This window comes from Stenotrophomonas sp. TD3, from assembly GCF_001939825.1.
GTDB lineage: Bacteria > Pseudomonadota > Gammaproteobacteria > Xanthomonadales > Xanthomonadaceae > Stenotrophomonas.
Window position 1 is genome coordinate 586,079 of record NZ_MOYM01000003.1, and the last position, 19,603, is coordinate 605,681.

Consider the following 19,603-nt stretch of genomic DNA (forward strand, 5'->3'; position numbering starts at 1 on the left):
TCCATGAGCACCCGACTGCGCCTGCCCGCGCTGCGCCACCGCGATGGCCATCATGCACGCGTGACCTACGAAGAACTGTTCTTCGACCTGGTCTACGTGTTCGCGGTCACCCAGCTCAGCCATCACCTGCTGCACCACCTGGACCTGGCCGGCGTGCTGCAGACGCTGGTGCTGTGGTTCGCGGTCTGGCTCGGCTGGCAGTACGCCTGCTGGATCAGCAACTGGTTCGACCCACAGGCGCCGCGCATCCGGGGCCTGTTGTTCGCGACCATGCTGCTGGCGTTGTTGATGTCCTCGTCCATTCCCGAGGCATTCGCCGACCGCGCATGGATGTTCGCCGGGGCCTACGCCACGATGCAGGTGGGGCGAACCGCGTTCGTGCTGCTGGAGGTCGGCCGCAACCATCCGTTGGCACCGAACTTCCGCCGCATGCTGGCCTGGGTCAGCGTCGCGGCCTGCTTCTGGCTGGCCGGCGCCGCAGCCGAGGGCAACCTGCGGCTGGCACTGTGGGCGGTGGCGGTGGCCTGCGAGTACATCTCGCCGATGTTCGGCTTCGCTTTCCCGGGCATGGGGCGTTCGCACACCCGCGACTGGACCATCGAGGGCGGTCACCTGGCCGAACGTTGCCAGCTGTTCGTCATCGTCGCGCTGGGCGAGACGTTGCTGGCCACCGGTGGCGTGCTCAGCGAGGTCGAGCACTGGAGCCTGCAGGTGGTATCCGCGGTGCTTGCCACCTTCGCTGGCACGATTGCGATGTGGTGGCTGTACTTCGGCATCTCCAGCCGTGATGCCACAGAGGCCATCACCCACGCCGAAGACCCCGGACGGATGGGCGCCAACTTCCATTACGTGCACGCGCTGCTGATCGCCGGCATCATCGCCACCGCAGTGGGCAACGATCTGGTCATGGACCACCCGGCGGCGGCCGTCACCACGGTGTACGCCACCGTGATGGTGGCGGGACCGCTGATCTATCTGCTGGGCAGCGCCCTGTACAAGCGCGTGGTCTATGGGCACGCGCCGCGCTCGCATCTGCTGGGCGCCGCCGCGCTGCTGGTGCTGGGCCTGGCGTTGCCATGGATGCACCTGCTGGCCGCCGGCTGGCTGACCAGCCTGGTGCTGCTGGGCGTTGGACTGCTGGACACGCGGCTGAAGCGGCGCACCCGGCAGCTGTAGGGCTAGAACCCGCCGCCGGTCTTGAAGCCACCGCCACCGCTGATGCCGCCGCCGCTGTGGAAGCTGCTGCCGCTGGAACTGGAGCTTGAACTCGAGCTTGAACTCGAGCTGGAACTGGAACGAGAGCTTGAACTGCTGGATCCGCCCGCAAGCAGGTCGAAGAGGCTGCCAGAGGAGCGGGTGGTGCTTCGGCTGCTGGTGGTGCTGAAGAAGGATGCGGCGACGGTGGCCGGGGCGGCGGCCCGGTAGCTCGGTGCCTCGTACGCCTGGCGCTCGATATCCGCAGCGGCCTGGTAGCTCCTGCGCGCAGCCTGCAGGCTGTCCAGGCGCTTCTTCAGCACGGCCATTTCGCGGGTGTGCTCGCCCACCATGCCATCGATCTCGCCCAGGCGCAGGCGACTGCGATGGATGCGTTCGAGCACGGCATCGTCCTCGCCGGAGGCGGTGGCGGCGACGCGCCGGTACAGGTCGTCCATGCTCTTGGCCGACAGCGTGCGCGCCAGGGCGGTGAGCAGGGCGCCGCCTTCGGCATCGGTCCAGCTGCGGAAACCATCGATCTGTGCCTGCTTGGCATCCACGGTCTGCCGATGCAGCTGCTCGGCCAACAGCGCCTGCGCCACTGCGCTCTGCGCCGTCTGCAACTGCTGGCGCAGCGGGTCGCCACCGGCGGCGGCGAGGGCGGCGTCGCGGGCCTGCTGCACCGGCTGGCGGGCCGCGTCGACGTCGGCACGGGCCCGGCCGGCATGTTCCTGCAGATAGGGCGGAAGCTCGACCAGGGTGGCGTACTCGCGACGGGCACGGTCGAAGCCGCACAGCTCGGCCAGCCAGCCATCGACCGTGCGCACCAGCGGCCAGCCGCGATAGGCCGCGCTGCCGAAGCTGCGACGGTGCAGGTACATGAAGATCGGGTCGGCCTGATAGGCGCTGGCCTTGGCGTCATGCTCCGACTGCGCAGAGGCGGCCATGCGCTCCACTGTGTCGGCGCGCGCCTCGGCCAGCTGCAGGTCGTCCTGCAGCACCCTGTAGGTGGGTTCCGCTTCCAGCGTGGTGTCCACCTGGTTCTGCAGGGCCTGCCACTGGCCGCCGGCGGCGTCGCGTGTGGCAACGGCCTCCTGCGAGCGCTGCTGCAGCGACTGTTCGATGTCCAGCAGCGCCTGCAGCTCGTCGGCCAGCACCGCCGCTTTGCGATCGCGGCGCTGCAGGTCGGCGCTGGACTGCTGCAGCAGGTCCCTGGCCACCACCGGCGGCGAATCAGTGGCGGCCTCGGCCTGCAGGCGTGCCAGTGCATTGAAGTCTTCGCGGACCCGGCCGTGCAGCGCTTCCTGTTCCTTGATCAGTTCCCGGCACTGGTCGCCACGCGTGGCCAGTTGTGCCTGCACCTGGCCGATATCGGTTTCGACATCGGCAATCGCGTCGTTCAGATCTCTCATGTCAGTTCCTTACCCATCACCATTCGGTGATGTAGCCGCCGGTGGTGGGCATGCGGAAACGTGGCGACAGGCTGCCGCGCGGCTTGCTGCCGATCTGGTCGTCTTCGATGATGCCGTTGTCCTGCTTGTCTGCGGCAACCCGGTTGTAGGTTGCCTCCGGCACGCGCACGGCGAACAGCGAGGTCCATTCGTCCTTGCCGGTTTCCTCGTTGCGGATCAGCAGTTCGGTGGCCTTGCCAGCCTCGTCCAGTGCTTCGGTCACCAGGTAGTAATTGCGGCCACCGTTGGCCTTTTCGTTGTAGCGCCAGACGCCGGTGCGCTCATCGTCGCGATTGACGATGCGGTAGACCAGGGTCTGCGACAGCAACGCCACCAGCTGGGCGACCTCGTCCATCGCCGGCCCGGCCTCGGCCAGTGTCTCGACGCGGATCAGCTGGGCGGCCTGGTCCAGCGCACGTTCCAGCCGTTTGCGGTCCTCGCCAGCAACGCCCGTGGCCAGGCCGTCGGCCTTGAGCTGGGCCAACCGTTCGTTGAGCGCGGCCAGTTTGTCGGCACTGCCGATCAGGTCCTTCAGGGTGGTCACCGCCTGGCCGGCCGCGGCCATGTCGCCGGCGCGAAGTGCGACGTCGCCGCCGGTGTAGGCGCGTGCCCGTACCTTCTCGGCGTCCGGTGTGAGGCGTGCTGCTTTTGCGGCCGCATTGGTGGTGTCCAGCAGTTCGCTGGCGTCGATGGCCTGGCCGAGGGTGGTCACCCGCTCGGTCAGCGTGGGCAGGGTTTCCCTGGCCTGCGCCAGCAGTTGCGCGGCGGCCAGCCTGTGCTGTTCCACCTGGGCGGCTGCCTGTTCGCCGGTGGCGCTGCCGCCGCTGCTGATACGCGTGAGCTTGTCCTTGCGGATCAGGGTGGGCAGGTCCGCCATGGCGGCGGGCACGCCGGCGAAGCGCCGCTGTGCTTCGGCCAGCGCGGCCTGTGCGCCTTCGGTCAGCGGCTGCAGGCGCTCACCGCTGGCCGTGGCACGTGGCAGCAGCCCCTGCAGGGCCTGTTCCTGCCCGGCCAGAAGGGCGCGCGCTGCGGCAGCCTCCTGTTGCTGCGCGGCCACCTTGTCGTTCAGCACCTGCACGTTCTTCTGCACGTTGCTCTCATGCACGAACGCACCGAAGCTGCGCGCCATCACCAGCAGCATGCCGAGCACCAGCAGCAGGAACGCCGCCAGCAGCGCCCACTTCAACAGGCGGGCCCGATCGATCCAGCGCCGCGCCAGCCAGGCCTTCCAGCCACGCGGCGCGGCATAGAGGTAGCGCTGCTCACGCTGGGCCTGGATGCCGGCCTCGAGGATCTCGTCGGAGACCTCGATGCCCTGCGAGCGGTACAGCTCAAGCAGGCGCTGTTTCAGCGTCGCCTTGTCATGGCCGCTGTCGGCCAGCGCCTTCATTTCGGCATTGCGGTAGCGCAGCTGGTCGACCACATCCATGGTCAGCAGCGCATCCTGCAGCTCGGCAGGGGCCATCGTCGCACTCACCTCAGCGCGACTCCGGGCTCGGCGGTGCCTGCAGCAGCGCGGCGAAACGCTGCTTGCCCTGTTCGACATACTCGGCGATCTCGGCCGAATCACGGGTGGCCTGGCCGCGCAGCTGCTCGATCTCCTGCAGCGAGGTTTCCTGGAAGCGCACCACCGCATCGACCAGCTTGCGCACCGAATCGACGCCGATGGTGGCGCCGTAGCCTGCCTTCAGGCCTTCGTGCAGTACTTCATCGCCGATGTTGGCCACCGCTTCCAGGCCCTTGGAGGTGCCCTCGGTCATCGCATTGAGCGCCTGCGTGGACTCGTGCAGGCCCATCTGCGTGGTGAAGGCCAGGTTCAAGGCGGTGAAGCTGGTTTCATTGGTGGAGAAGAACACCACCGAGCGCTCGTTGACGCGGCGCTTGACCTCGTGCGACTGGTGCACGCGCAGCATGATCGCCTCGGAGGTGGCGTAGTTCACCTGCAGGTTCTCGGCCAGGTCCTTGGCCAGCTGGTAGCGCGACTCCTCGGCCTGGTTGTTGCGCAGGGCTTCATCGCGGGCCATCACCAGGCGGCCGGTGTCGGCGGCATCGGCCGCCGGGTCGGCCGATTCCACGCGCTGCTGCGCCTGCTTCAGCGCCTCGCGCGCATCGGCCAGCACCTGTTCCTGCAGTTTCAACAGCTCATGCGCCTGGATTTCGGCATCCTTGATCGACAGGCGGAAGTCGCCGTACATCTCCAGCACGCGCGATTCGCGCTGCAGCTGCTCGGCCGAATCGCGGCTGACCTCCAGGAACGTACGGCGGATCTTCTCGAACCGGCTCGGAATGTCACCGCGGGTGACCTTCATCCACAGGTTCTGCAGGCGTTCGCCCATGTCGATCTTGCCGTCGCGCACCTGTTCGACCATGGTGCTGGCGTCGTCACGGATGCTGTCGAAGGCGCGGATGATCTCGGTATAGCGGTCGGACACCTTGGCCGAGCTGATTTCATCACGCATCACGGCATTGAAATGGCCGGACTGCTGCAGCACGCGGGCAATGGCCACCACGCGGCCCTGGTCGAGGGTGGACAGCTGCGAAACCAGCGCGATGGCCGGTGCGTTGTTGTCCTGCGGGGCGGCCAGGCCCAGGCTGCGCAGCGTGGCCATGGCGCGGTCGAGGTACTTGATCGGCGCGGTAGCGGCCGGCGTGGCAAGGAGAGTGTTCTCGGGCATTTCGACGGCTCCGGTCAGGGCAAGCGATGAGGAACCTGCCGCGCCGAACGGGCAGGTTGCTGCGAAACAAAGGGGAAGGGGAGCGGCAGCCGGGTGCTGCACGGCAGGGCGGCCCGGTCGAGGGCGGCGGGCCCGGCAAGGGCGAGGATGATGTCCTGTTCAAGCATGGTGCATTCCCTGCAGATCGCCCCCCTGGCGATTCCGTGCCCATTGTAGCGGCGGTGACGGGCAGGTGAAGCCCCACCGATGGCAGGGTGGAGTAGCGTTGGCGCACATGTCCGTGCAGGCAAGCGAGGCCTTCGTGCAGAACCTACCGCAGTGGTTGATCTGGGCTGGACTGTCTGCCGTGTTCGCGGCGCTGACCGCGCTGTTCGCCAAGGTGGGTGTCAAGGGTGTCGACTCGGACCTGGCCATGGCCATCCGCACCCTGGTGGTGGCGGCGGTGATCCTGCCGCTGGTGGTGGTCACCGGCAAATGGTCCAATCCGCTGTTGCTGCCCGGGCGCACCCAGCTGTTCCTGGTGCTCTCCGCGCTGGCCACCGGTGCGTCGTGGCTGTTCTACTTCCGCGCGTTGCAGAGCGGCGAGCTGGCCAAGGTGGCGGTGGTGGACAAGTTCAGCGTGGTGCTGGTGATCGTGCTCGCTTATCTGTTGCTGGGCGAACGGCCCAGCCTGCGGGAGTGGAGCGGCATCGGCCTGGTGCTGGCCGGGGTGATCGTACTGGCGACAAAGAAGTAGCAGCGTTCAACCGATCAGACGGGAGAGCAGGATGCAGGGCGAAGCACACGGTACGTTTGAAGTGGATCTGCGGCCGATCGGTGGCAACGACGGCCCGATCGCGGTGATGTCGATCAACAAGACCTTCGCCGGCGACCTGCGGGGCAGCAGCGTCGGCCAGATGCTGGCCTTCCGCACGCCGGTGCAGGGCTCGGCCGGCTACGTGGCGATGGAGCGGGTGACGGCCACGCTGGCCGGGCGCGAGGGTGCATTCACCCTGCAGCACAACGGCGTCATGACCCGCGGTGTTCCGGAGCTGAGCGTGATCGTGGTGCCCGATTCCGGCAGCGAGGGGCTGCTCGGCCTGACCGGCACTTTGGAGATCACCATCAGCGACGGTCGCCACGACTACCGGCTGCAGTACACGCTGCCTGACCCGGAGTAGGACTGGCCGGCGTTGCAATCAGCTGTTGCCGGCCTGCAAGCGGTCGTACATCCGCACCAGGTCGACCAGGGTGCGCGCGCCCATCTTGCGCATCACCTGTGCGCGGCGCACCTTCACCGTGATCTCGCTGACGCTCAGGTCGCCGGCGATCTGCTTGTTGAGACGGCCGCGCACCACGCCATCGACCACCTCGCGCTCGCCCGCGTTGAGCGTGTTCCAGCGCTGCTGCAGGGCATCGAGTGCCTCGCCGTCGCGACGGCGCTGGCGGTCGATCTCGATGCCCTTGTGGATCGCATCCAGCAGTTCCTGGTCACGGAAGGGCTTGGTCAGGAATTCGATGGCACCGTCCTTGATCGCGTTGACGCCCATCGCGATGTCGCCGTGGCCGGTAATGAACACCACCGGCAGCTGCAGCCCGTGGCTGCCCATCGTCCGGTGGAATTCGAGGCCACTCTGGCCGGGCATGCGTACGTCCAGCACCAGGCAGGCCGGTGCATCTTCCAGCTCGTGTTCGAGGAACGCCTGGGTGGAGGCGAAGGCCCGCACCTGCAGGCCCATCGAGGCCAGCAGGTCTTCCAGCGCGGCGCGCACCGACGGATCGTCGTCGATCACGTAGACGATGGGTGCCGGGTCGGTGAAGGGTGCAGCGGGCTTACGCATGGGGAGATTCCGTGGCGATGGGCAGGTCGAACACGAAGCAGGCACCGCCGCCTGCCGGTCGTTCGGCGCGGATCTGGCCGTCGTTGGCCTCGATCATTGAACGGCTCAGGCTGAGCCCAAGGCCCAGTCCGTGTGACTTGGTGGTCCAGAAGGCATCGAACACCCGCTCGGGATGGTCGGCGGGCAGGCCGACACCGCGGTCACGCACACTGAGACTGACCCGCTGGCCGTCACGCCGGGTCAGCATGGACAGGCGACGATCAGCAGCCGGCACCGCTTCCATCGCGTCCACCGCATTGAGGATCAGGTTGCCGATCACCTGCTGCACCTGCACGCGGTCGGCCTGCACCAGTGGCAGATCGGCATCGAGCAGCAAGGCCACGGCCACGCCGTGCTGGTCCAGTTCACTGCGCGACAGCGCCAGCATTTCCTCCACGGCCTGGTTCAGATCGAAGGCGCGCCGTTCCGGTGCCGCGCCCTGGGTCAGGCCACGGATACGGGCGATCACGTCACCGGCGCGATGCGCATCGGCCAGGATGCGGGCCACGGTCTGCCGCGCCTTGTCCACGTTCGGTGGGTCCTGTGCCAGCCAGCGCTGGCAGGCTTCGGCGCTGCTGGCGATGGCCGCCAGCGGCTGATTCACTTCATGGGCGATGGAGGTGGTCAGCTCGCCCACTGTGGAGGCGCGCGCCACCCGCAGCAGGCGGCCCTGCGCTTCCTGCACGGCGGCCTTGGCCGCTTCCATGTTCAGGGCAAGGTAGGTGGTGATGCCGATCACCAGCATGCCGATCACCGAGTTGACGAGGCCGATGCGGTAGGTGCCGAAGCGGGTCAGGAAGAAGCTCAGCCCGGTCAGCGCGATGCAGGCAATGGCCAGGGTGATCAGCCCACGCGCGCTCAGTACGCGCGATGCGGCGAGGATGACCGCTGCGTAGAAGCAGGCGGCGGCGACCGCGTAGTCGGTGACGGTATCGATCAGGAAGATCGCCGCCATCACGACGATCAGGGCCAGCAGCACCAGCGGGCGACGGGGCGACAGCGATGGCATCGGAACGGCTCCCGGGCGTGGGGGGAAAGGATAGCAAAGCCGCCTTTGGGTGGACGCCGGCTCTTGGTGGATGCCCGCTCTTGGTGGGCGCCGACCGTTGGTCGGCACGAACGTCTGGCGTCGGGATTCTGCGGTCTGTGCCGACCAACGGTCGGCACCCACCAGAGCAATGCACGGTTTTACCGGCGTCCATGAGGTTGCCGGCCAGCGGCCGGCACTACCCCGGCGGCGGGCATGACCTCTGGTGGTGTTATGCCGACCAACGGTCGGCACCTACCGAAGCGCGGTATGCCAGCTCCTGGTGGGTGCCGACCGTTGGTCGGCACAACCTGGGATAGCCCACCGTGCTATTCCTCCAGGCTGGCGTTCCAGAACCCCTGCAGTACGCCGGGCGTGGTCGCCAGCGTGGCCAGCACCGCATCGAGCTCACCGGCATCGACGGTGGTGGCATACAGCACCGCTTCTATCTCCACGTCGCGCTCGCCGAACGGGCGCTGGTCCACCGCGCGCACCGGGTAGTGCGCCTGTTCCAGCAGCAGCAACAGCTGGTCCAGCACCTCGGCCTGCTGCTCGCGCTGGCAGACCACGTTGATCGCATAGGTCGCCTCGCTGAACGCCTCCGGCAGCGGCTGCCGCTGGATGCGGTTAACCACCGGCCGCAGCAAAGTATTGGCGGCCAGCACGAACACCGCCGCCATCACCGCCTCCGGCAGCAGCTTGATACCTGCGCAGGCGCCGACCGCCGCCGAGCCCCACAGGGTGGCGGCGGTGTTCAGGCCGGACACCTGCGCACCGTCCTTCATGATCGCACCGGCGCCGAGGAAGCCGACGCCGGAGATCACATAGGCCACCACATGCAGCGGCGAGGGCGGGCCGCCATACAGGTCATGGAAGCGCACGGCGAGGTCGACGAACACCGCCGCACCCACCGCCACCAGCGTATTGGTACGCAGGCCGGCGGTGCGTTGGCGCAGTTGCCGTTCCAGGCCGATGGCCGTGCCCAGCATGAACGCCACCGACAGGCTGATCAGCGAGCTCAGGGTTGCGCCGGCGTTGAACGCCGGCAGGTTCGGATTGATGTCCATTGTGTTTCTCCCTGGACAAGGCGGCGGGCGCTTACTGCCAGCCGTAGCGACGGATGTAGAACTTCTTCAGTGCGGTGGTCAGCACCGCGTAGCCGAACAGGATCGCCACCAGGAACGGCCAGTAGCCGGTCGGAAGGGCCTGCAGCTTGAAGTAGCCGGCCAGCGGACTCATCGGCAGGGCCACGCCGATGGCCATGATCAGGCCGGTCATCACCAGCAGCGGCGGTGCGGCGATGCTCTGCAGGAACGGCACCTTCGGCGTACGGATCATGTGCACGATCAGGGTCTGGGTCAGCAGGCCCACCACGAACCAGCCGGACTGGAACAGGCCCTGGTCGGCCGGCGTGCGTGCATCGAACACGTACCACATCAGGGCGAAGCAGGTCAGGTCGAAGATCGAGCTGATCGGCCCGAAGAACACCATGAAGCGGCCGATGTCCGCCGGGTTCCACTTCAGCGGCCTGCGCACCAGTTCCTCGTCCACGTTGTCGAACGGAATGGCGATCTGCGAGATGTCATACAGCAGGTTCTGCACCAGCAGTTGCAGCGGCAGCATCGGCAGGAATGGCAGGAAGGCCGACGCCACCAGTACCGAGAACACGTTGCCGAAGTTGGAGCTGGCCGTCATGCGGATGTACTTCAGCATGTTGTTGAACGTGCGTCGGCCCTGGATGACGCCTTCCTCCAGCACCATCAGGTTCTTCTCCAGCAGGATGATGTCGGCGGCCTCCTTGGCGATGTCCACCGCGCTGTCCACGCTGATGCCGATGTCGGCCGCGCGCAGCGCCGGTGCATCGTTGATGCCGTCGCCGAGGAAGCCGACCACCTTGCCCTGTGCGCGCAGCTCGCGCACCAGGCGCTCCTTGTGCAGCGGCGTCAGGCGGGCGAATACGCGGTGGTGGTGCAGCGCCCGCGACAGCGCGCCGTCATCCATGCGCTCGATCTGCGGGCCGGTCAGGATGGTGTCCGCGTCCAGCCCCACCTGCGCGCAGACGCGGGCGGTCACCAGCTCGTTGTCGCCGGTGAAGACCTTCACTTCCACGCCATGCGCGGCCAGCGCCTGCAGCGCCTGCGCCGCCGATTCCTTTGGCGGGTCCAGGAAGGCCACGTAGCCGACCAGGGTCAGGTCCCACTCGTCGGCCTGCGAGTAGGCGGTCTGGCTGGCGGCGGTCTCCTTCATCGCCACCGCCACCACGCGCAGGCCCTGTTCGTTCAGCTCCTCGGTGGTCTGCCGCACCCGCGCCAGGCGGCGCTCGTCCAGCGGCATGTCCTGGCCGTTCTCACGCACGGTGCTGCACACCGCCAGCATCTCTTCCACCGCGCCCTTGCAGATCAGCTCATGGTGGTCCTCGCGCTCGGACACCACCACCGACATGCGGCGGCGCTCGAAGTCGAACGGGATCTCATCCACCTTGTGGTAGTCCTGCGACAGCCGCAGCGAACTCTGCAGCTCGACATGCTCCAGCACCGCACGGTCGAGCAGGTTGATCAGGCCGGTCTGGAAGTGGCTGTTGAGGTAGGCAAACTTCAGCACGTCCTCGGAATCGTGGCCGAACACATCGGTATGCCGCTCCAGCGCGATCTTGTCCTGGGTGAGGGTGCCGGTCTTGTCGGTGCACAGCACTTCCATCGCGCCGAAGTTCTGGATCGCATCCAGGCGCTTGACGATCACCTTGCGCCGCGACAACAGCACCGCACCCTTGGCCAGGGTGGAGGTGACGATCATCGGCAGCATTTCCGGAGTCAGGCCCACCGCCACCGACAGTGCGAACAGGAACGCTTCGGTCCAGTCGCCCTTGGTCCAGCCGTTGATCAGCAGCACGAACGGCACCATCACCAGCGCGAAGCGGATCAGCAGCCAGCTGACGCTGTTGACGCCGGCCTGGAACGCGGTGGGTGCGCGGTCGGTGGCGGTGCTGCGCTGGGCCAGGGTGCCGAAGTAGGTGCGGTTGCCGGTGGCCAGCACCACGGCGGTCGCAGTGCCGGATACCACGTTGGTGCCCATGAACAGCAGGTTGTGCTGCTCCAGCAGGCCGGCCAGGCCGTCGCCCGGGTGCGCGAACTTCTCCACCGGCAGCGATTCGCCGGTCATCGCCGCCTGTGCCACGAACAGATCCTTGGCGGTCAGCACGCGGCAATCGGCCGGAATCATGTCGCCAGCCGACAGCACGATGTGGTCACCGGGCACCAGCTCGCGGATCGGCAGGTCCAGCAGGCGGGCCGGGCGACGGCTGTGCAGGTGCGCACCGAAGTACTGGTCGGCCACATCGGCGGCCTCGGTACCCGGATTGCGGCGCAGCACGCGTGCGGTGTTGCCGACCAGTGCCTTCAGCCGCTCGGCGGCACGGTTGGAGCGGCCTTCCTGCACGAAGCGGATCAGCGTGGACAGCAGCACCATCGCGCCGATCACGATCGTGGCCTTGATGTCCTCGGTCAGCCAGGACACCGCCGCCAGTACGGTCAGCAGCAGGTTGAACGGGTTGCGGTAGCACTGCCACAGGTGCCGCCACCACGGCAGCGGCTTTTCGTGATCGACCTCGTTGGGGCCGAGCGTGGCCAGCCGCTCCTCGGCCTCATGCGGGCTGAGGCCATCGGCATGCGATTCCAGCGTGGTCAGCAGCTGGGCTTCATCCTGCTGGGCAAGGGTGACCAGGCCGGTGGTGAGCGCGAACGGCGCTGCCTCGGCGCTGCCCGGGCCGAAGCCGGCTTCGGGCATCGCGCGGCGGCGGAACAGGTTGCCTGCGCGACGGCTGCGCAGGAAGGCGTTGAACCAGGCGTTGAGCAGGCTCATGGGACTCTCCTCGAATGTCAGAGCCGGCCGGGGCCGGAACACGAACGGAACGGATGGAACAGGTCAGGCGTGGCGCATCGCCAGCACCGCGGGCGACCACGGCTGCATGTGCAGGCGCTGGCTGCCACCGATGCACAGCGGCTTCATCGCATCGCGCAGCGGGTAGGGCAGGTGGCGCAGCACGTTGATGCGCTCGCTGATCGGCAGCAGCGACAGCGCGTCGGCCACCACGCGTGGCGAGCCGAGCGACAGCGAGCGGGCGAACATGACCGGGCGGTGCTGCAGCAGTTGGCTGCGCAGGGCGGCAACATCGCGCTCACCGATCAGGCGGCGCAGGGTGATGTAGAGGATCTTGTAGGACATGGGGGCGATCTCCAGGCAGGCGGCACCTGGCGATCCCCCGTCACTCAGGCAGGCAGGGACCGGCGGGCAGGCGCCAGGAACAGGCGGATTGCGGGCATCGGGGGCGCGGTGCGCCCGGCAGGGTCGGGGTCCATCTGCGTCTCCATGAGGGGAGGGGGCCGACCAGGATTGCCCTGGCCAGTGGCGCTATTGTCCGCCCCTGAATGGGGCAGTCCTAGAGGCTCGTGGGTTAGCCCGGCTATACCTTGGTATAGCCGGGCACGCGTCGCGCCAGACAATGGCGCATCAAGCGATCAATGCGCGGTGCTGGTCTGCTTGCACACGTCGTATTCGCCGCGGGTCAGCTTCTGGTCGCGGTCAGTATCGCAGGCGTGCAGGCGCTCGGCCCAGTCGGGTGCCACGGCATCCACTTCGGCCAGGGTGACGATGCCGTCCTTGTCCTTGTCCAGCGACTCATAGGACGGAATCAGCTTCACTTCGGTCACGTCCTCGGCGGCCGTGGCCTTGCTGGCCTCCTGCGGCTTGGAGCAGGCCCCCAGCAGCAGGCCGGCGACAACGACGAGGGCGGCGGGAAGGTAGCGGAAACCGGTCATGGCGTGCTCCTGTAAGGGGTTGGGTTCGCCACCGTGGCGCCCATGGCCGGATCATCGGCACCGGTCTGTAAGGGAGGTGCGAAGAATGCAGGTGATCCGGCGGGCGGGTGGGGCGCCGTTCACGGGCCGCCTGCCGCTGCGACAGCTGACGAAATTGTCAGGCAGGCGACAGCAAGGCGCCGGAGGCCAGCCATGAGGATGGCATCAGGCCCGCGCAGCCCCCGCGCCGGCACCGGTATGGATCCCTGTCATGCGAATCCCCTTCCTGTCCTCGCGAATGCGTCGCCGCAACCTGGCCCTGGGCGCGCTGCTGCTGGTGGCACTGTCGCTGGTGATGCTGTTCCATGGCGTGTCGCGCGGCGATGCGCAGCCGGCCAGCGTGCCGCCGCCGGTGCCGGTGGTGACCGGGCGCGTCGAGCAGCGCGACGTGGCGCATTGGCGCAGCGGCGTGGGCACGGTGCAGTCACTGCAGAGCACGGTGTTGCGGCCGCAGGTCGATGGCGTACTGACCGAGGTGCTGTTCGAAGAAGGCCAGAAAGTGCGCAAGGGCCAGTTGCTGGCGCGCATCGACGATCGTGCGATCCGTGCCGACCTGGGCGGGGCCCAGGCCGCAGTGGTGCGCGATCGGGCCACGCTCGATGCCGCACGCTCGGACCTGGCGCGGCTGCAACACCTGTCGACCGACCAGCTGGTCTCGCGGCAGATGCTGGAGCAGCAGTCCGCCACGGTGCAGCAGTTGCAGGCGACGGGGCGTGGCAACCAGGCGGCGGTGGACGCTGCACAGGTGCAGCTGTCGTACACCCGCATCCTGGCGCCGATGGACGGGCGCATCGGCCTGCGCCAGGTGGACCCCGGCAACCTGGTGCGCGCCACTGATACCCAGGGCCTGGTGACCGTGCAGCAGACCGACCCGATCTCGGTGGTGTTCGCGCTGCCCCAGGATGCGCTGCCGCAGCTGCGCCAGGCGCTGGCGGCCGGCGAGGTGGCGGTGCAGGCCCTCGACCGCGATGGCGGGCAGTTGCTGGCCGTTGGCCGCCTGCAGGTGATCGACAACCAGGTGGACGAGACCTCCGGCACGGTGCGGTTGCGCGCACGCTTCAGCAATGCTGACGACAAGCTGTGGCCTGGACAGCTTGTGAGCGTGCGGGTGCGCACCGGCCAGACGACGGGCGCGCTGGTGGTGGACGCAGCCGCGATCCAGCGTGGTGTCGAAGGCAGCTTCGTGTACCGCGTGATCGCCGACAGCAGCGTGGAAGTGCTGCCGGTCACTGTCGGCGAGGCCGAGAACGGGCAGGTGGCCGTGCAGGGTGAACTGCGCGTGGGCGATGTGATCGTGCGTGATGGCCAGTCGCGCCTGCGCCCGGGCGTGGTCGTCGCCGAAGCCGCTATGCCGGCTGTCAAGGCCGGGGCCGCACCATGAGTGCCCGCGTGTCGCTGTCCAGCTGGTTCGTCAGGCACCCGGTGGCCACCACGCTGCTGACCCTGGCGGTGATCCTGCTCGGCGTGGCCGCATTGCCACGGCTGCCGGTGGCGCCCTTGCCGGAAGCGGAGTTCCCGACCATCCGGGTCAGCGCTAGCCTGCCAGGCGCCAGTGCCGAAACCATGGCATCGGCCGTCGCCACGCCATTGGAAACGCAGCTCACCGGTGTGCCCGGCATCATCGAAATGACCTCCACCAGCGCGCTGGGCAGCACCTCGATCACGCTGCAGTTCGATCTGGAAAAGAACATCGATACCGCCGCGCAGGAAGTGCAGGCGGCAATCAATGCGGCGGCAGGGCGCCTGCCCAGCGATCTGCCGAACCTGCCGACCTGGCGCAAGGTCAACCCGGCCGACAGCCCGATCCTGGTGCTCAGCGTGGTCTCGGCACAGATGTCGATGACCGAGCTGAGCGACCTCGCCGAAAGCCGGTTGGCGCGTTCGATCAGCCAGATCAGTGGCGTGTCCGAAGTCGGCATTGTCGGCCAGCAGCGCCCCGCCATCCGCATCCAGGCCCAGCCCGAGCGCCTGGCCGCGATGGGGATGACCTTGTCCGACCTGCGCGGTGTCGCCCAGAACGCCAGCCTCAACCAGGCCAAGGGCGCACTGATGGGCGAACAGCGCACATCCACGTTCGAGGCCAATGACCAGCTGTTCGACGCCCAGGACTACCGCCAGCTGGTGGTGGCCTATCGCGAGGGCGCACCGGTCACGCTGGGCGATGTCGCGCAGGTGGTCGACGGTGCCGAGAACGCCTATGTGCAGGCGTGGCCGAACGGTCAGCCCGGCGTGGGCCTGATCATCAGCCGGCAGCCGGGTGCGAACATCGTGCGTACCACCGATGCGGTGCTGGCGGCGCTGCCGGCGTTGAGCGCGAACCTGCCGGCCAGCGTCGATGTGGAGGTGCTCAACGACCGCACGCGCACCATCCGTGCCTCGCTGCACGAAGTGGAAGTCACGCTGGTGCTGACCATCGTGCTGGTGGTGCTGGTGATGGGGCTGTTCCTGCGCCAGCTCTCGGCCACGCTCATCGTCGGTGCGGTGCTGGTGGTGGCGCTGGTCGCCACCTTCGCGGCGATGTATGTGGCCGGCTTCAGCCTCAACAATCTCACCCTGGTCGCACTGGTGGTGGCGGTCGGCTTCGTGGTGGACGATGCGATCGTGGTGGTGGAGAACATCCACCGCCATCGCGAGGCCGGGCTGGGGCCGATGGAAGCGGCATTGAAGGGCGCCGAGGAGATCGGCTTCACCGTGGTCTCGATCAGCCTGTCGCTGATCGCGGCGTTCATCCCGCTGCTGTTCATGGGCGGCGTGGTCGGCCGGTTGTTCGCCGAGTTCGCGTTGACGATCACGGTCGCGATCCTGATTTCGATCGTGGCCTCGTTGACGCTGGCGCCGATGATGGCCGCGCACCTGATGAAGCGCATGCCGGCCCACCGCGACGGCCAGGACACGCTGGCCGGGCGCCTGCTGGCGGGCTACGACCGCAGCCTGCAGTGGGCGTTGGGTCACCAGCGGCTGGTGCTGCTCGGCTTCGGCGCCACCGTGGCGGTGGCGGTGGCCTCGTATGTGGTGATCCCGAAGGGCTTCTTCCCGCTGCAGGACACCGCCTTCGTGTTCGCCACCACCGAAGCGGCGCAGGACATCGGTTTCGAGGAGATGGCGGCCAAGCACCAGCAGTTGGCGAAGATCGCCGCGGAGGATCCGGCGCTGCAGGCCTACAACCATGCAGTGGGCGCCACCGGCGGCAGCCAGACCCTGTCCAACGGACGCTTCTGGTTCATCCTCAAGGACCGCGGCGACCGTGATGTGGACGTGCATGGTTTCATCGACCGCCTGCGCGCGAAGATGGCCAGCGTGCCCGGCATCACCGTGTACATGCGTGCCGCGCAGGACATCAATCTGGGCGCCGGGCCGGCGCGCACGCAGTACCAGTACGCACTGCGAGGCCAGGACAGCCGGGAGCTGTCACGCTGGGCCGAGCAGCTGACCGAGCGCCTGCGCGGGATGCCGCAGCTGCGCGATGTGTCCAACGACCAGCAGGTCGGCGCCAGCGTCACCCGACTGCAGATCGACCGTACTGCAGCGGCACGCTTCGGCTTGACCGCCAACGACATCGACCAGGTGCTCTACGATGCGTTCGGCCAGCGCCAGATCAACGAGTTCCAGACCGAAACCAACCAGTACCGGGTGATCCTGGAGATCGCGCCGGGCCTGCTTGGCCAGGTTGACGCGCTGTCCTACTTCCACCTTCGCTCGCCGCTGACCGGGCAGATGGTGCCGCTGTCGGCGGTGGCGCAGGTACAGCCACCGGGCAACGGGCCGCTGTCGATCAGCCACAACGGCATGCTGCCGGCGGTGAACCTGTCGTTCAACCTGGCACCGGGCGTCTCGCTGGGCGAGGCGGTCACCCTGGTCGAACAGGCCCAGGCGCAGATCGGCATGCCCGACAGCATCAGCGGCCGCTTCCAGGGCACCGCGCAGGCCTTCCAGGAATCGCTGGCCAGCCAGCCGTTGCTGATCCTGGCCGCGCTGCTGGCGGTCTACATCATCCTCGGCGTGCTGTACGAGAGCTTCGTGCACCCGCTCACCATCCTGTCCACGCTGCCGTCGGCCGGTATCGGTGCGGTGCTGATGCTGTGGGTATGGGGGCTGGATTTCTCGATCATGGCGCTGATCGGCATCGTGCTGCTGATCGGCATCGTCAAGAAGAACGGCATCCTGATGGTCGATTTCGCGCTTGATGCCCAGCGCACTCGTGGCTTGACTCCGCTGCAGGCCATCCACGAAGCCTGCCTGACCCGCTTCCGCCCGATCATGATGACCACACTGGCTGCACTGCTGGGTGCCATTCCGCTGATGATCGGGTTCGGTACCGGTTCGGAGCTGCGCCAGCCGCTGGGTGTGGCGGTGGTCGGCGGCCTGCTGATCAGCCAGTTGCTGACCCTGTACAGTACCCCGGTGATCTACCTGGCCCTGGACCGGCTGTTCCTGCAGCGCCGACGCGAGCGCAGGGCGGCGGCAGGCGCTGCACTGACGGAGCCCGGATGAAACTGCTGATCGTCGAGGATGAGAGCAAGACCGCCCACTACCTGCGCACCGGCCTGGGCGAGCAGGGCTGGGCGGTGGACCTGGCCGCCGACGGCGTGACCGGCCTGCACCTTGCCCGCGAGTTCGACTACGACGTGATCGTGCTGGACGTGATGCTGCCCGGCATGGACGGCTTCAATGTGCTGCGTGAACTGCGCCGCAGCAAGCAGACCCCGGTGATCATGCTGACCGCACGCGACCGCGTGGATGACCGCGTGCATGGGCTGGGGCAGGGTGCCGATGACTACCTGGTCAAGCCGTTCTCGTTCATCGAACTGCTGGCGCGCCTGCAGGCGCTGGTCCGACGCGGCCGCCAGCAGGAGCCGACCGAACTGCAGGTGGGCGACCTGCAGGTCAGCCTGCTGGCGCGCCGCGCCTATCGTGACGGCGCGCGGCTGGACCTGACCGGCAAGGAGTTCGCACTGCTGGCCCTGCTCGCGCAGCGGCGTGGGCAGATCCTGTCCAAGACGGTGATTGCCGCCCAGGTCTGGGACATCAATTTCGACAGCAACACCAACGTGGTGGAAGTGGCGATCAAGCGCCTGCGCAGCAAGCTCGATGGCCCGTACCCGAGCAAGCTGCTGCATACCGTGCGCGGCATGGGCTACGTGCTGGAAGTGCGTGACGACGAGGACGATGGCCGATGAGGAGGTGGTCGATCGCCCAGCGCCTGTCGGCGATGTTCGCGTTGGCCGCGCTGCTGGTGTTCACCCTGTTGGGCATCGGCGTATACGGCGTGCTGGAACGGCAGGTGGTGCGCTACCAGCACGCGGAGCTGCAGACCAAGCTGCACGCGGTCAGCGGCAGTGTGGCCATGTGCGATACCCGCGAACGCTGGAGCAAGGTGCGCGATAAGGTCGGCAACCTGATTTCCGGCGACCGCGACACGCTGGTCTGGGCCTGGAGTGACGACCCGACCTTCCGCATCGGTGGCGAGCGCCCACAGGTGCAGCCACCCAATGGCCACGACAGCGGCATGGGCACGCTGCAGCGCGAGGGCCAGCATCCGCTGCGCACGCTGTACGAGCGAGTGCCGGGCAAGGGTGTGCGGCCGGCGGTGGACCTGTGGATCGGTATCGACTCCGAACCTTACACGCATGCGTTGCAGCGCTTCGCCGTGGCGCTGTGGGTTGCCGGCGTGCTGGGCGTGCTGCTGGTGGCCGGTCTCGGCTACTGGATCGCCCGGCTGGGACTGGCACCGTTGCGCGCGCTTTCGGATGAGGCGCGCTCGCTCAGCCCGCAGCGGCTGTCACAGCGGCTCGGCACACAGGCGCTGCCGGCGGAGTTGGGTCATCTGACCGGCGCGTTCAACGGTGCACTGGATCGCCTCGAGGCCGCCTACACGCGGCTGGATGCATTCAACGCAGACGTGGCGCATGAGCTGCGCACGCCGCTGGCCAACCTGATGGGGCAGACCCAGGTGGCCCTGTCACGACCGCGCGACAACGCGCAGCTGCAGGAGGTGATGCAGTCCAACCTGGAAGAGCTGGAGCGGCTGCGCGCCATCGTCAACGACATGCTGTTCCTGTCGCGGGCCGGGCAGGGCGACATCGCGATGGAAACCCGCCGGGTGCCCTTGGCTGGGGAAGTGGCCGCTGCTGGCGACTTCCTGGAATTCCTGTTCGAGGAAGCCGGGCTGACCCTGCGCATCGAAGGTGAAGCGACCGCCAGCATCGATCCCTCACTGTTCCGGCGTGCCCTGACCAACCTGCTGCACAACGCCGTGCAGCATGCGCGGCCCGGCACCGAGGTGCGGGTGCAGTTGCAGGGTGAAGGCAAGGGCGCGCGCATTGCGGTGTTGAACGAAGGCGACGGCATTGCCACCGAGCACCTGCCGCTGCTGTTCGAGCGCTTCTACCGGGTTGACCAGGCCCGCGAGTACCGGGGCGAACGCCACCACGGCCTGGGCCTGTCGATCGTCAAGGCCATCGCCGTGCTGCATGGTGGCGATGTGTTCGTGGCCAGCCGCGATGGGCTGACCACGGTGGGGTTCACGGTGGCGTGTTGACGCGGC

General features: G+C 67.7%; 17 protein-coding genes. 7 read left to right on the forward strand and 10 right to left on the reverse strand.

Annotated elements, in window-relative coordinates:
* Positions 1-3 precede the first annotated feature (3 nt).
* On the forward strand, positions 4-1,176 hold the full coding sequence (locus BKE09_RS22250) for a low temperature requirement protein A (RefSeq protein ID WP_075678175.1): 1,173 nt from the start codon (positions 4-6) through the stop codon (positions 1,174-1,176).
* A gap of 2 nt (positions 1,177-1,178) precedes the next feature.
* Here the strand turns inward: BKE09_RS22250 and BKE09_RS22255 are convergent, their stop codons facing one another.
* The 4 genes from BKE09_RS22255 to BKE09_RS23585 are packed head-to-tail and all read right to left on the reverse strand — an operon-like array spanning position 1,179 to position 5,487.
* Entirely contained in the window at positions 1,179-2,606 is a 1,428-nt protein-coding gene (locus tag BKE09_RS22255; protein WP_075678177.1) for a hypothetical protein, read from the reverse strand.
* A 16-nt stretch (positions 2,607-2,622) separates the two neighbouring features.
* Entirely contained in the window at positions 2,623-4,110 is a 1,488-nt protein-coding gene (locus BKE09_RS22260; RefSeq protein ID WP_075678179.1) for a DUF6384 family protein, read from the reverse strand.
* 13 nt (positions 4,111-4,123) lie between these two features.
* Positions 4,124-5,320, reverse strand: a complete 1,197-nt coding sequence (locus tag BKE09_RS22265) for a cell surface protein (RefSeq protein WP_075678181.1) — start codon at positions 5,318-5,320, stop codon at positions 4,124-4,126.
* A gap of 14 nt (positions 5,321-5,334) precedes the next feature.
* A complete protein-coding gene (locus tag BKE09_RS23585; protein ID WP_170871781.1) occupies positions 5,335-5,487 on the reverse strand; it encodes a hypothetical protein in 153 nt (50 codons plus the stop codon).
* A gap of 107 nt (positions 5,488-5,594) precedes the next feature.
* On the opposite strand from BKE09_RS23585, the gene BKE09_RS22270 reads away from it, so the two are divergent.
* Together BKE09_RS22270 and BKE09_RS22275 are read left to right on the forward strand one after the other, a co-directional pair.
* Positions 5,595-6,056: an EamA family transporter gene (locus BKE09_RS22270; RefSeq protein WP_170871782.1), complete on the forward strand. Its 462-nt coding sequence runs from the start codon at positions 5,595-5,597 to the stop codon at positions 6,054-6,056.
* 31 nt (positions 6,057-6,087) lie between these two features.
* Positions 6,088-6,480 carry a DUF3224 domain-containing protein gene (locus BKE09_RS22275; protein WP_075678183.1) on the forward strand — a complete coding sequence of 131 codons (393 nt, stop codon included), beginning with the start codon at positions 6,088-6,090 and terminating at the stop codon, positions 6,478-6,480.
* Between the two features lie 18 nt (positions 6,481-6,498).
* On the opposite strand, the gene BKE09_RS22280 is transcribed toward BKE09_RS22275, so the two are convergent.
* The 6 genes from BKE09_RS22280 to BKE09_RS22305 form a co-directional block, all read right to left on the reverse strand.
* Entirely contained in the window at positions 6,499-7,140 is a 642-nt protein-coding gene (locus tag BKE09_RS22280; protein WP_075678185.1) for a response regulator, read from the reverse strand.
* Positions 7,133-8,188, reverse strand: coding sequence for an ATP-binding protein (locus tag BKE09_RS22285; protein ID WP_075678187.1), 1,056 nt, complete (start codon positions 8,186-8,188; stop codon positions 7,133-7,135). Before BKE09_RS22285 ends, BKE09_RS22280 begins: the two co-directional genes overlap by 8 nt.
* Before the next feature lie 347 nt (positions 8,189-8,535).
* The gene (locus tag BKE09_RS22290; protein WP_075678189.1) at positions 8,536-9,273 is read right to left on the reverse strand and encodes an MgtC/SapB family protein; all 738 of its coding nucleotides are present in this window, start codon (positions 9,271-9,273) and stop codon (positions 8,536-8,538) included.
* Between the two features lie 31 nt (positions 9,274-9,304).
* Entirely contained in the window at positions 9,305-12,064 is a 2,760-nt protein-coding gene (mgtA, locus tag BKE09_RS22295; protein WP_075678191.1) for a magnesium-translocating P-type ATPase, read from the reverse strand.
* Positions 12,065-12,127: 63 nt separating this feature from the next.
* The gene (locus BKE09_RS22300; RefSeq protein ID WP_075678193.1) at positions 12,128-12,427 is read right to left on the reverse strand and encodes a hypothetical protein; all 300 of its coding nucleotides are present in this window, start codon (positions 12,425-12,427) and stop codon (positions 12,128-12,130) included.
* A 293-nt stretch (positions 12,428-12,720) separates the two neighbouring features.
* A complete protein-coding gene (locus tag BKE09_RS22305; protein WP_075678195.1) occupies positions 12,721-13,020 on the reverse strand; it encodes a hypothetical protein in 300 nt (99 codons plus the stop codon).
* Positions 13,021-13,270: 250 nt separating this feature from the next.
* Between BKE09_RS22305 and BKE09_RS22310 the strand changes: the two genes are divergently transcribed.
* Genes BKE09_RS22310 through BKE09_RS22325 form a run of 4 tightly spaced genes read left to right on the forward strand, consistent with a single transcriptional unit; the run spans position 13,271 to position 19,597 of the window.
* Positions 13,271-14,440, forward strand: a complete 1,170-nt coding sequence (locus BKE09_RS22310; protein WP_083663134.1) for an efflux RND transporter periplasmic adaptor subunit — start codon at positions 13,271-13,273, stop codon at positions 14,438-14,440.
* A complete protein-coding gene (locus BKE09_RS22315) occupies positions 14,437-17,550 on the forward strand; it encodes a multidrug efflux RND transporter permease subunit (RefSeq protein ID WP_075678199.1) in 3,114 nt (1,037 codons plus the stop codon). The genes BKE09_RS22310 and BKE09_RS22315 overlap by 4 nt, the downstream gene beginning before the upstream one ends.
* The gene (locus tag BKE09_RS22320; protein ID WP_075678201.1) at positions 17,547-18,236 is read left to right on the forward strand and encodes a heavy metal response regulator transcription factor; all 690 of its coding nucleotides are present in this window, start codon (positions 17,547-17,549) and stop codon (positions 18,234-18,236) included. Before BKE09_RS22315 ends, BKE09_RS22320 begins: the two co-directional genes overlap by 4 nt.
* Positions 18,233-19,597, forward strand: a complete 1,365-nt coding sequence (locus tag BKE09_RS22325) for a heavy metal sensor histidine kinase (RefSeq protein ID WP_075678203.1) — start codon at positions 18,233-18,235, stop codon at positions 19,595-19,597. Before BKE09_RS22320 ends, BKE09_RS22325 begins: the two co-directional genes overlap by 4 nt.
* Positions 19,598-19,603: the final 6 nt, after the last annotated feature.